General features: G+C 50.4%; 11 protein-coding genes and 1 riboswitch. Of the genes, 8 read left to right on the top strand and 3 right to left on the bottom strand.

Annotation, left to right across the window (positions count from 1 at the left end):
* Nucleotides 1-40: 40 nt before the first annotated feature.
* From WG8_RS24310 to WG8_RS24300, 3 genes are all read right to left on the bottom strand, one after another.
* The gene (locus WG8_RS24310) at nt 41-1,054 is read right to left on the bottom strand and encodes a substrate-binding domain-containing protein (RefSeq protein WP_007432946.1); all 1,014 of its coding nucleotides are present in this window, start codon (nt 1,052-1,054) and stop codon (nt 41-43) included.
* A gap of 166 nt (nt 1,055-1,220) precedes the next feature.
* Nucleotides 1,221-2,420, bottom strand: coding sequence for a glycoside hydrolase family 130 protein (locus WG8_RS24305; RefSeq protein WP_007432945.1), 1,200 nt, complete (start codon nt 2,418-2,420; stop codon nt 1,221-1,223).
* Entirely contained in the window at nt 2,417-3,592 is a 1,176-nt protein-coding gene (locus WG8_RS24300) for an AGE family epimerase/isomerase (RefSeq protein WP_007432944.1), read from the bottom strand. Before WG8_RS24300 ends, WG8_RS24305 begins: the two co-directional genes overlap by 4 nt.
* A gap of 277 nt (nt 3,593-3,869) precedes the next feature.
* Between WG8_RS24300 and WG8_RS24295 the strand changes: the two genes are divergently transcribed.
* From WG8_RS24295 to abc-f, 8 genes are all read left to right on the top strand, one after another.
* Complete coding sequence (locus WG8_RS24295; RefSeq protein ID WP_007432943.1) at nt 3,870-5,192, top strand: ABC transporter substrate-binding protein; 1,323 nt, start codon at nt 3,870-3,872, stop codon at nt 5,190-5,192.
* 67 nt (nt 5,193-5,259) lie between these two features.
* On the top strand, nt 5,260-6,141 hold the full coding sequence (locus tag WG8_RS24290; protein WP_007432942.1) for a carbohydrate ABC transporter permease: 882 nt from the start codon (nt 5,260-5,262) through the stop codon (nt 6,139-6,141).
* A gap of 2 nt (nt 6,142-6,143) precedes the next feature.
* Nucleotides 6,144-6,977, top strand: coding sequence for a carbohydrate ABC transporter permease (locus WG8_RS24285; protein ID WP_007432941.1), 834 nt, complete (start codon nt 6,144-6,146; stop codon nt 6,975-6,977).
* 60 nt (nt 6,978-7,037) lie between these two features.
* The gene (locus WG8_RS24280) at nt 7,038-8,087 is read left to right on the top strand and encodes a glycoside hydrolase family 130 protein (RefSeq protein WP_007432940.1); all 1,050 of its coding nucleotides are present in this window, start codon (nt 7,038-7,040) and stop codon (nt 8,085-8,087) included.
* A 12-nt stretch (nt 8,088-8,099) separates the two neighbouring features.
* Complete coding sequence (locus tag WG8_RS24275; RefSeq protein ID WP_007432939.1) at nt 8,100-9,059, top strand: acetylxylan esterase; 960 nt, start codon at nt 8,100-8,102, stop codon at nt 9,057-9,059.
* A gap of 56 nt (nt 9,060-9,115) precedes the next feature.
* Nucleotides 9,116-9,215: riboswitch (purine riboswitch) on the top strand.
* Nucleotides 9,216-9,283: 68 nt separating this feature from the next.
* Complete coding sequence (locus WG8_RS24270; protein WP_007432938.1) at nt 9,284-10,468, top strand: MFS transporter; 1,185 nt, start codon at nt 9,284-9,286, stop codon at nt 10,466-10,468.
* An 80-nt stretch (nt 10,469-10,548) separates the two neighbouring features.
* Entirely contained in the window at nt 10,549-10,692 is a 144-nt protein-coding gene (locus WG8_RS27535) for an RAxF-45 family protein (protein ID WP_007432937.1), read from the top strand.
* 104 nt (nt 10,693-10,796) lie between these two features.
* Nucleotides 10,797-12,468 (top strand): ribosomal protection-like ABC-F family protein (gene abc-f, locus WG8_RS24265; RefSeq protein WP_007432936.1); only part of this gene is annotated, 1,672 nt, incomplete at its 3' end.

Genomic DNA, 12,468 nt, shown 5'->3' with positions numbered 1-12,468 from the left:
ATAGGACCCGATTGTCCAAGACAAGACAGGCTTGCGTGGATCACGGCCTCTCCATACGCTGCACGGAATCACGATACACAATGTGACCCTGTACAAGGACTCGGCCAAAACGACTGCCGGGGTGGCTTATTTTTTTCATCATCGATTCAATGGCAGTACGTGCCATCTGTTCAATGTCCACTCCAACGGTGGTCAGCTGTGGAACAATAAGAGTGGCATATACATCGTTGTCGAAGCCAACCACAGAACAATCTTCAGGCACACGGTATCCCTGAGCAATCAGCTTTTGCACCAGGTTGTACGCCACCTGGTCACAGTTGCATACGAAGGCGGTCGGCAGCGGCTGGGGCAGCTCCATATCAACGTATACACCTTCGTCGTCCCGGTCGCTGAGCACCCACTCGTTACGTAGGGGCAGCCTGTGCTCCAGCAAGGATTTATAGTAGCCGAGGAAACGATCCTGAATGCTACTGGTGGAATAAAGATTACCCACATATGCAATATCCCGGTGTCCCTGGGCAATCAAATAGTTGGTCAGTTCGTAGGCTCCGTAAAAATTATCGGTTACTACAGAGTCGATATCGGCATGCTCATCATAAAAATCAAGAAACATTTTGGGCAGGTCCATGGATTGCACCAGCTCGATATATGGCTTGCTTACTTGTCCCAGAAGAATGAAGCCATCCACCTTGCGATCGTAATAGATACGTGGCAGATGAAGCTGCTCCTCGTCCTCGCGATGGAGGATGTGGAGGATGCCGTAGGAGCCGTAATGTTCGAGTTCCCGTGCAATTTGCTGATAGATGTGCAGATAAAACGATTGGCCGGGGCCGGTAAAACGCTCGGGAATGACAACGCCAATGTTATAGGTGAGTCCTTCCTTCATGGATTTGGCAGCGGTATTGAAACGGTAGCCCATTTCGCCCGCAAGCGTCTTGATGCGCTCTTTTAGCTCATCGCTAACTCCTTCTTTGTCATTGAGCGCCTTCGACACGGTGACACTGCTAACCCCCAGCTTATCTGCAATATCCCGCATCGTTACGTTGCTCTTCATTTCCTGTTCCGCCTTCCAATTAAAAAAGATCAACATCAGCAGCATAGCTGTCCTGTAAATATAAAGAATAGCAGCATAGCTGCCCAGAGAACAACGGTTAGCCTGCGGATAACGGTTGTTCTCTGGATAGTATACATGGTTCCGCAGACAGGATAAAGCTTGCGGCCTATGTCCGCTGCGAAGAATGAGGTTGTGCTTGCAGCAGCGCTTCATTGCGCTGAATCAGCTCACGGCGGACAGCGGAGCTGCCGAGTGAACGCAGTGGGTCAGTCGGTGTGTTGAACGTGTAGTCCTCCAGGCGAGCGAGGGTCGTTGTTGCTACGTGGATACGGGTGTCACTGGAGGCGTAGTAAATAAAGACTTCATTTTGCTCGTTAACCACTGCTCCGTTGCAAAAAATAACGTTCGAGACATCCCCGACGCGCTCTTCGTCATAGGGGGCTATAAAATGCCCGCCGGGCTTGGCGATGACGCGCGAAGGGTCCTCCAGGCTGGTGGCAAAGGTGTACAGCACATATCGCAATCCTGCGGCCGTATTGCGCACGCCGTGAGCGATATGAATCCAGCCTCGGCTGGTCTTGATCGGAGCGGGTCCTTGCCCGTTCTTGGCTTCGTACACCGTATGATAGCAACGCTCGTCAATCACCGTTTCATTCTCGATCACGGGCTGTGTAATATCCTTGCACAGACCGAAGGCGATGCCGCCGCCCGAGCCGGTGGAAATGAATCCGTCCTGCGGACGCGTGTAAAAGGCGTATTGGCCGTTCACGAATTCGGGGTGCAGGACGACGTTGCGCTGTTGCGGAGAACGAGTGGCAATGTTCGGTAGACGGGTCCACGTGCGAAGATCGCGGGTGCGGACCAGTCCGGCCTGAGCGACAGCGCTGGAGGTATCGTGGGGTGGTGCGTCAGGGTCCTTTTTTTCCGAGCAATAAATGCCGTAGATCCAGCCGTCCTCATGCTTCACCAGCCGCATATCGTACATGTTTGTTTCGTCCGGATCGATATCGTCCCATATCAATGGGGCATCGATGAATCGGAACTGGTCAATACCGTTATCGCTCTCGGCCAGGGCAAAAAATGATTTCCGATCCAGCCCCTCGGTGCGGGAGACCAGGATGTATTTGCCCTCATGATAGATCGCGCCCGGGTTTAGCGCTGCATTCACGCCCAGACGCTCCATGAAAAATGGGTTGGTCTGTTCGTTCAAATCAAATCGCCAATGTAGCGGGACGTGATGACGTGTGAGTACAGGATAGCGGTAGCGCTCGTAGATGCCATTGTAAAAGGTGGTGTTGACCTCATTCGGGCGTGTAATCAGTTCCTCTTGCTGCGTCAGCAGCTTATTGTATTGGTTATGAATCATTTCGTTCCCATCCTTTCCAGCATTTCAATGCAAAATCGGCTGTTGTGATATGGGCATTTCCAAGGTCCTGCAATCTCTCTCGGATCAGGCTTGCCATCCGCTTGAACGGACCAAAACCATTCACCTCCGGGGCGTGAATCTACGATATACTGCCGAGTGTAGGCCCACAAATCCCGTACAATCTGTAAGAAACGTTCGTCTTGTGTGCGTTGATACGCATTGTAAAAGCCGACGATTCCTTCTGCCTGTACCCACCATATACGCGAGGTGTCTACCCGATCGCCTTCCCGTTCGTTGATCAATGAACCATCTGGCTGAATAGCACGTTCGGCTACCGCATGGGCGATATCCATCACCATGTCCACATATTTCGGGGGATGGTTACCCAGTACATTCATAGCGTCCTCGATCAGCCAACTGGCTTCAATATCGTGACCGTACGAGGTCAGGTCGAGCAGAGAGCGCCAGTCACTGTCGAAAAATACCTCCAACCGCCGGGCGGAAGCATCGTAAACACGGCTGTATAAAATGTCCAGTACATTCGCCAGTGCATTCCTTACTTCCTCATCCGGCTGTATGCGAAGCAGCCCGGTATACGCTTCCAGAACATGAATGTGCGTATTCATCGTGATGTGCGCGGTAACCCCGTTTTCGCTGAGCAGCTCATTAGGCTGTGTGTTCCACATCCGGTCAAATTGTTCACCATATGCCTGGCGGGTGCGATCATATCCTTTTTGCTCCAGCAGGTGAAACAGCTCCATAGCCAGTGGCAGGACATCCGGGTCGCCCGTTGCCCGCGCGTATTCGGATAAGGCATAAATGGCGAATGCCTGCGCATAGACGTGTTTGCACGTGTCCGCTGGACGGCCCGTGTGATCTACCATCCAGTACATGCCTCCATATACCGGATCTATCAGGTGCTCTTGCAGGAACAGGAAAGCGTGTCGTGCGGCGTCCTTATAGATGTTTTCCCCGGTCACACGGGCTGCTGCCGAGAAGGACCAGAGCAACCGTGCAGTGGCAATCCCGCCTTTGTTCGCCATCTTATGGATGTGCAGATCGACGTCCACCTTACCATAAAATCCACCGTGCGCTTCATCCTTCAACCCTAGCCAGAACGGGAGTATATGATCCTTCCATTCCTGTCTAATCTCATGTAGCAATGTGTCCAAGAGGCACAATCCTCCTTTTTGAATTTTGTTAGGTTATCGTTAACTTTATGAAAAGATCATAATCATGTATTTAAAAGCTGTCAACTCACTTGATTAGTAACAGCTATCCAAAGGCTAAGCGATATGCAGCGAGAAAGTTGTAGCGTTGATTAATCGCTGGTTGTCCATCAATAAGCATTCTAAAAATAATAAAATTGACATAGTAAGCGTTATCATAATAGAATGATTTTGTTAGTTTAACGATAACCTTATTTATAACAACAGGAGGGGTCGTTTTATGAAATTGTCCAAAGTTTTGGTGCCGTTACTATCGGTGCTGTTGTTAGCGGGGTTGTTTGCAGGCTGTGCCCCCAAAGGCTCAGATGCGCCGGCAGCCAGCTCTGATCCGAAGGATGTGGAAGGTGAAATCACGGTCATTACGCAACGAACAGACATTGTGGATACGGTGTTTCAGGACTACGCCAAGGAATTTAACAAGCTTTATCCGAACGTGAAGATCAATTTTCAGGCGTTAGCCGATTATGAGAGTCAAATTAAGATCCGGATGGGGACCAGGGATTACGGAGATGTCTTGCTTATTCCTACCAGTATTCCCATTGCAGAGCTACCCGACTTTTTCGAGCCGCTGGGCACTTATGAGGAGATGAAAAGCAAGTATACCGGCATTGAAGAACGTATGGTGGAGGGCAATGTCTATGGTATTCCGGTAGCAATGACGTACTCCGGCGTGATTTATAACAAAAAAGTGTTCAAGGATGCGGGGACCACGCAGCTTCCCAAAACCCCGGATCAATTTTTAAAAGCGTTACAGCAGATTAAGGATAAAACCAAAGCGGTGCCGTTGTTTACGAACTATGCCTCTGGATGGGCACTGACCCAGTGGGAAGCTGATTTGGCTACGGTGGCGGGTACGAAGGAATATGTGAATGTTACGCAGCCGAATACAGACGACAATTTCACGAAGGGTCAGCCTCACTATGAGCTGTATAAGATCATGTACGATGCGGCTAAAAATGGTCTGATCGAAAAAGACCCGACCACCACGGATTGGGAGACCTCTAAGGCGGATTTGGCTCAAGGCAAAATAGGTACGATGGTACTCGGCTCCTGGGCCATTGATCAGATCAAAAGCACAGCGACCAACAAGGATGATATCGGGTTTATGCCTTTTCCCACCAATGCCTCCAAGGTGCTTGTTCCGCTGGCAGGTGATTACAACCTCGGTATTAACGTAAACAGTGAAAATAAGGCAGCGGCCCGTGCCTGGGTGGACTGGTTTACCGAGAAGTCCAACTATGCCGTAGAGCAGGCGGGCAGTATTAGTCCGCTACAGGGTGCGAAATTGCCTGAGATTTTGAAGCAATACGGGGAACAAGGGGCCGTCTTTGAAACGCTCACTCCTTCACCAAAAGGACAGGAAGGGATTGTTGATAAAATCGACAAAAAGGGAGAAATCGGCTTGTGGCAGCCGGATTTCAAGAAACGCATTATTGAGGCAGCGGTCGGCAACCGCCCGGAATCGTATGACACCATTATGAAGGATCTGAATGACGCATGGGTGAAGGCACGAGCTGAAGTGGCTGCGAAGGAAGCCAAATAGTCATCTGAACTGATGATTAGAAAGGATCGACGTAGCAGTCGACGGACGGATAGCCAGGAGGTGCAGCATGTTCAAATTTTCGAATCTCAGCTACTCCAAACAAAGATTGGCGATTATTGCAGCCTTTTCATTTATTCCGCTGGCGCTGCTGATCACTTTTGCGTACTTGCCGGTGATCAACATGTTCAAATACAGCTTTTCGGACTGGAACGGCTATAGCAAGCGTCTGGAATATGTGGGCTTTGAAAACTATATCCAAATCTTTACCGATCCCGAGTATTTCTCGGTGTTTAAGGTCAGTCTTTATTACTTTGTCGCCACGTTTGTACAGATGGGGCTGGCTCTTTATTTTGCAACCATTCTCAGCTTTCAAACCTGGTTTAAAAATGTGTTTAAAGGCATTTTATTTTTCCCTTCTCTAATGAACGGGGTGGCCATTGGGTTTATTTTTCTATTCTTCTTCAAGCCGGACGGCACACTGGATACACTGCTTCAGGCCTTGGGGCTGGGTTCGTACATCAAGCTGTGGCTGGGCAACCCGGAGATTATCAACATTTCGCTGGCTGGCACGTCGATCTGGAGATACATGGGCTTTAACTTTATTGTGTTTCTTGGTGCAATTTCCTCCATATCAAGTGATCTGTATGAAGCGTCCGATATCGACGGAGCCAACCGCTGGCATCAGTTCAGGTACATTATTTTGCCGAGCATCAAGCGTATTTTGCAGCTGAATCTGATCCTGGCAATTAGCGGTGCAATCAGTGCATTCGATATTCCTTATATTATGACTAGCGGCTCCAATGGCAGTAAAACGTTCGTGATCCAAACGATTGATGTGGCGTTCAAATACAGTAAGGTCGGTCTGGCCTCGGCGATGGCGGTTATTTTGCTGCTGATTGTGATCGTGGTTACACTGCTTCAACGTATGCTGATTCGGGGGGAGGACTAATCATGTATATGCTGAAAAGAACGCTGGCAAGCAGCATCAAGTATGCCGCGCTTTTACTGGGTGCGTTCGTTGCGCTGCTGCCAATTATCGTGATTTTGTTCGCATCCTTGAAGACGAAGGCTGAATATGCGGCCACCAGTCCGCTGACTCCCCCGGTGAACTGGCTGAATTGGGCGAACTATACCAAAGCCTTTGTCAATGGAAACATGCTAACCGGATTTGTGAATACAGCCTTTATTTTGCTGGTTTCGATCATCGGAGCCACGCTGACGGGCTCCATGATTGCGTATATTCTGAACCGCTTTAAATTTAAAGGCAAAAGTCTCATGCTCGGGGCGTTCTTGCTTGCAACCCTCATTCCGGGAGTAACGACACAGGTGTCGACATTCCAGATTATCAACAAGCTGGAGCTATTTAACACGCCTTGGGCAGCTATTTTGCTGTATTTGGGAACCGATATTATTGCGGTGTATATTTTTCTGCAATTTCTGGATTCGATCGCGGTGGCGCTGGATGAATCGGCCATGTTGGATGGCGCGTCCTATCTGACGATCTACTGGCGCATCATTTTGCCCCTGCTGAAGCCTGCCATTGTGACCGTGATTATTATCAAGGGCGTTAATATTTACAACGACTTTTACACCCCGTTCCTGTATATGCCCAAAACAAGCCTGCAGGTCATATCGACGGCGCTGTTCAAGTTTAAAGGTCCGTATGGCTCGCAATGGGAAGTGATCAGCGCGGGTATTATCATTGCTATTATTCCGACGCTGATTGCATTTTTGTCATTACAAAAATACATCTATAACGGATTTGCACAGGGTTCAGTGAAATAGAACAACGATTTAAGTGAAAATCAATAAAATCAAATGTCTCGATGAGAGGAGAGTGTATGTATGAGTAGATTGAATGTGGATTTGGATATAGATAACGTACGAATTGTGGGAGAAAGTCTGCCGGAAATGCCCTGGCAAGATAAGCCTGAGGGCAGTGGGGCTCCGGTGTGGAGACATACAGAGAATCCGGTTATTGGTCGGAATCCGGTGCCGGGTATTGCCCGTATTTTCAACAGTGCAGTAGCCCCGTATGAGGGGCGGTTTGTGGGGGTGTTCCGGGCCGAAACGATTAATGGACGTCCGCATTTGCATCTGGGCTGGAGTGACGACGGGTTGGCTTGGGACATTGAAACGGAACGCTTGCATTTGGTCGACGAGGAAGGGAATGATTACCAGCCTAACTATGCTTACGATCCGCGACTGGTGCGAGTGGAGGATACGTATTATATCATCTGGTGTACAGATTTTTACGGCGCGGCATTGGGGATAGCGCAAACGAAGGATTTTAAAAGCTTTGTACGATTGGAAAATCCGTTCCTGCCGTTTAATCGCAACGGTGTGCTGTTCCCCCGCAAGCTAAACGGGAACTATGTGTTGCTATCCCGTCCGAGCGACAGCGGTCATACGCCGTTTGGCGATATTTTTCTCAGCGAAAGCCCGGATCTGGTGTATTGGGGCAAGCACCGTCATGTGATGAGCAAGGGCGGGCAGGGCTGGTGGCAATCAGTGAAGATTGGCGGCGGACCGGCTCCGATTGAGACGACCGTGGGCTGGCTCATGTTCTACCACGGGGTGACGGGCACGTGCAATGGGCTGGTTTACAGTATGGGAGTAGCCGTTCTTGACCTGGATGATCCATCCAAGGTTAAATATCGTTCCTCCAATTTCGTGCTGACCCCGGAGGAATGGTATGAGGAACGGGGCTTTGTGCCGAATGTCGTGTTCCCGTGTGCTACACTGCATGATGCCGACACCGGACGGATTGCGATTTACTATGGGGCAGCCGATACGTATGTAGGTGTCGCGTATACGACAGTGTCTGACATGCTGAAATATGTCATCGCAACGGATGAAGTGGTCGCCGACGACCATGAATTGGGCCGGATGTAGGAGGAGATTTGAATGCCGGAGGATATGTCTTTACAGCAATTGCAATCGTATACGGGCAGTAGCCCGAAGCCCTCGGATTTTGATGCATACTGGGAGCGGGCGTTACAGGAGCTGGAGCAGCAGCCGCTGGATTATACGCTGGAGCCGGCCGATTTCAGTTCTCCGCTGGTGGAGTGCTACCACCTGTATTTTACAGGGGTGGGCGGAGCGAAGGTTCATGGCAAGCTTGCCCGTCCCAAAAAGATTACAGGGAAAGGCCCGGCTTTGGCTATGTTTCACGGGTACTCCTGTGACAGCGGCGACTGGTTCGACAAGGTGAACTATGCCGCGCACGGTTTCACCGTGCTGGCCATGGATTGTCGGGGGCAAGGCGGGCCGTCGGAGGACAATTTGCAGGTTCAGGGAACAACGATTCGCGGGCATGTAATTCGGGGAATTGACGACCCTGACCCGGATCGGTTGTATTACCGCAACGTATTCTTGGATACCGTGCAGACGGTGCGTATCTTAATGTCTATGGAGCAGGTCGACCCTGAACGGATCGGCGCATTTGGCTGCTCCCAGGGAGGGGCATTAACGGTTGCCTGTGCTGCGCTGGAGCCGCGTGTCCGCGTAGCAGTCCCGGTATATCCGTTCCTGTCGGACTATAAAAGAGCGTGGGCGCTGGATGCAACGACATCTGCATATGAGGAATTGGTATATTATTTTCGTTGGTTTGATCCGAATCATGTGCGTGAGGAGGAGCTATTCCAACGATTAGGCTACATTGATATTCAACATTTGGCAGATCGTATTCGTGGTCGTGTGTTATTTGTGACGGGACTGTCGGACATCGTTTGTCCACCCTCCACGCAGTTTGCGGTGTACAATAAAATCGTATCAGACAAGGAAATGCTTCTGTATCATGAATACGGTCATGAGTACCTGCCCTATCTGTCGGATCGTGCCATGAGCGAATTTTTGCGGCTATAGGGGTTGAACTTAATCACAGGCTCCTTTATAGTGTTAGCTATAACCTTCGTGAACGCGTAATAAATGAATGCCCCATTTGTATAACCTCAATAATATGGTTTGAGGGTCTCTACCAGGAACCGATAAATCCTGATTACAAAAAGTGTACGTCCTGTACATTTCTTGTGGTCAGGATTTTTTTACGTCATACGAGGGATTTACATGACAGCAAAGGAGCTAATGTAATGAACTTTAAAGTAGTTATTTTGACGCTTGCGACCTTTACGGTGGGTCTGGTGGAGTTAATTATCGGTGGCGTGCTGCCTCAGATTGCACAGGATTTGAATGTCTCCATAAGCACGGCAGGTCAGCTTATTATGATCTATGCCCTCGTCTACGCAATCGCTGGGCCGACTTTATTGGCGCTGACCGCCAGAATTGAACGAAAACGGCTGTATTTGTGGTCGATGTTTATCTTTATTCTGGGAAGCCTGCTGGCCTTCTGGAGTCCGAATTATGCTGTATTGTTTGTATCCCGTATCGTTACCGCTGCAAGCGGATCGCTGATTGTGACGTTATCACTGACCATTGCGGTCAAAGTCGTGTCCAAGGCTTATCAGGCCCGAGTCCTCGGTGTCATCTCCATGGGGGTCAGCTCGTCCATCGTGCTTGGCATTCCAGCCGGGGTGCTGATTGGAAATGCATTGGGCTGGCGTGTGCTGTTCCTCATCATTGCCTTGTTGACGGTAGTCTCTATGGTCGTTATGAACTTGTTTATGGAGCGAATTCCGACGGAGCATGTTGTGCCTATGCGCGAGCAATTAAAATCCTTGAAAAATGTAAAAGTGATCAGTGCCCATCTGGTGACGACGCTGACATTGGCGGGACACTACACGTTGTATGCGTATTTCACTCCGTTTTTGGAGAATCTTATGAACTTAAACGCCTCGTGGGTGAGTGTGGCCTATTTTGTCTTTGGACTGGCGGCAGTGAGCGGCGGCTTTATTGGCGGCTCGATGGCTGACCGGTTCGGCACAGCGAAAAGTATTCTTATCGTTGTTGGTGTGTTTATCGCTGTAATGTTCCTGCTGCCGTTCTCCATTCATTCGATTTATGTGTTTGCACCGCTCCTGATCATCTGGGGGATACTGAGCTGGGCCTTGTCGCCGCCGATGCAGAGCTATCTTATTGAACATGCGCCCGAATCGGGTAGCATTCAGCAAAGCTTTAATTTCTCCGCCCTTCAGGTCGGGATCGCTCTTGGCTCGGCTTTGGGCGGGGTAGTAATTGAGCATAGCGAATCTGTTGCTACGAATGCCTGGGTAGGCGGGGCGTTTGTGATGGTTGCCTTTGTATGCGGCGTATTTTCAATTACCAGAACCGGAACATCGCATACTGTCAGAGGGCACGAACACCAATCCGTTTTATAGTTCGATAGGCCATCCCCCTCTTTCATAATGCGATAAACCATGTTATACTACACACAACTATGAAGAAGGGGGTGAGGTAGGTGAATCACGAGATGCTGAACAACCGTATTAGCCAGCTGCCGATTGCTATGGCTGGCATTGTTCATGCTTTTCCATACAACGGGAGAAGTCTGTCCAATTTTAAGCATACGGTTGTAAACATCGCGAGAAGACGCCTACCTTAACTCGAACGGATTGCTGTACCTTCCGAAGAGTCGCGGGGCTTGCTCCTGCGGCTCTTTTTGTGTTACCCAGGTAAGGGTCTTCCTAAATAAAGGAGAGCCTGAACATGTATATCATAAACGGTCAACAATTAAAGAAATATCACGGGGCGAATCTGATTTTGGATGGTGCCTCATTTGAAATCCATACGGGGGAAAAGGTCGGTCTCATTGGCCGCAACGGAAGCGGCAAAACGACCCTGTTACGCCTGATTGCGCGTTTGTCCCGCCCGGATGAAGGCCAGCTTGTCATCGCCAAGGATGCGAGAATCGGCTATCTGCCGCAAATCCCGGCGGAGTTTGAGAGCTTCACCGTGTACGAAACGCTGGCTTACGCCTATCGTGAGCTGAAGGATTGCCGCAGCCAGATGAGCAGGCTGGAGCAGAGAATGTCAGATCCGGTTGTGGCGGCGGATACAGATCGCTTGGAGAAGCTGCTGCAAACGTATGCTGCCTTGCAGGAGCGGTTTGAGCGCAGCGGCGGCTACGAAATGGATGCCAATATAGATCAGGTGGCAGATGGACTGCGCATTCCCAAAGCTATGTATACGCGCAGCTTCGGCTCATTGTCTGGTGGAGAGAAAACAAAAATAGCGCTGGCATCACAGCTCATCGGTCGGCCGGATTTATTGCTGCTGGATGAGCCGACCAACCATCTGGATTTGAAGGGGCTGGAATGGCTGGAGCAATTTTTGCAGGGCTATACAGGTGCGTGTGTGGTTGTATCCCATGATCGTTATTTTCTGGATCGGGTCGCCGTCAAGATGATTGAGCTGGAGGATGGCGAGGCGTTTACGTACTATACGAATTACAGCGGCTACGTCAAGGAAAAGGAAGAACGTCTGCTGCTGCAGTTCGAGGATTATAAGGAGCAGCAAAAGCGGATCAAAAAGATGAAGGAGGCCATTCGGCGTTTTGAAGAGTGGGGCCGCAATGGCGACAACGAAAAGTTTTTTAAAAAAGCGGCCTCGATCCGTAAAGCCTTGGAGCGTATGGAGCTTGTGAAGCGGCCTGTGCTGGACCCTCAGGGTGCGGAGTTTCACTTAAAGCTGGAGGATCGCTCGGGCCGCAGGGTACTGCAATTTGAGGAAATCGTCAAATCCTATGGAGAGCGGCAGATATTGAAGGGGGCCACAGGCAGTCTGGAGTTTGGTGAAAAGGTGGCGCTGCTGGGCGATAACGGCTCAGGCAAAACGACACTGCTCAAGCTGCTGCTTGGTCAGGAAAGCGCGGATGCGGGGACGGTACAATGGGGTTCGCGCGTGGAATATGGATATCTGGCACAGCAAGAGAGAGAACGGGATAGCCGGGCGACCGTGCTTGCTTATTTCAAGGAAGAAGCTGGCGTAGAGGAAGGCGAAGCGCGCGGGCTGCTGGCGAAGTATTTATTTTACGGTGCCGATGTGTTTAAGCCTGTGAGCATGCTGTCCGGTGGAGAGTGGTCCCGCTTGCGGCTGGCGCTGCTGGTGATGAAAAAGCCGAATTTGTTGGTGCTGGATGAGCCGACCAACCATCTGGACATCGACTCACGCGAGGCGCTGGAGGAAGCGCTCGACACCTACACGGGAACGGTGCTGGCGATTTCACATGATCGCTACTTTGTGAATAAGCTGGCCGGGCGTGTGTGGGAGCTGGAAAATGGTAAGCTGACCTTTTATCTGGGCAGCTTTGATGAATACCGGGCGAAGAAGCGGGAGCTGGAAAGCGCCCGCTTGCAGCGCGAGGGGGATGCCGGGGCAC

It is taken from the genome of Paenibacillus sp. Aloe-11 (genome assembly GCF_000245715.1).
Classification (GTDB): domain Bacteria; phylum Bacillota; class Bacilli; order Paenibacillales; family Paenibacillaceae; genus Paenibacillus; species Paenibacillus kribbensis.
Note: the sequence above shows the minus strand (reverse complement) of the source record. Positions and strands in the feature narration are given on the sequence as shown.

Excerpts from the sequence above, each read along its gene's own strand:
- WG8_RS24270 (WP_007432938.1), top strand. The coding sequence starts at position 9,284 with ATGAACTTTAAAGTAGTTATTTTGACGCTTGCGACCTTTACGGTGGGT.
- WG8_RS24290 (WP_007432942.1), top strand. The coding sequence starts at position 5,260 with ATGTTCAAATTTTCGAATCTCAGCTACTCCAAACAAAGATTGGCGATT.
- WG8_RS24295 (WP_007432943.1), top strand. The coding sequence starts at position 3,870 with ATGAAATTGTCCAAAGTTTTGGTGCCGTTACTATCGGTGCTGTTGTTA.
- WG8_RS24310 (WP_007432946.1), bottom strand. The coding sequence starts at position 1,054 with ATGAAGAGCAACGTAACGATGCGGGATATTGCAGATAAGCTGGGGGTT.
- WG8_RS24305 (WP_007432945.1), bottom strand. The coding sequence starts at position 2,420 with ATGATTCATAACCAATACAATAAGCTGCTGACGCAGCAAGAGGAACTG.
- WG8_RS24280 (WP_007432940.1), top strand. The coding sequence starts at position 7,038 with ATGAGTAGATTGAATGTGGATTTGGATATAGATAACGTACGAATTGTG.
- WG8_RS24285 (WP_007432941.1), top strand. The coding sequence starts at position 6,144 with ATGTATATGCTGAAAAGAACGCTGGCAAGCAGCATCAAGTATGCCGCG.
- WG8_RS24275 (WP_007432939.1), top strand. The coding sequence starts at position 8,100 with ATGCCGGAGGATATGTCTTTACAGCAATTGCAATCGTATACGGGCAGT.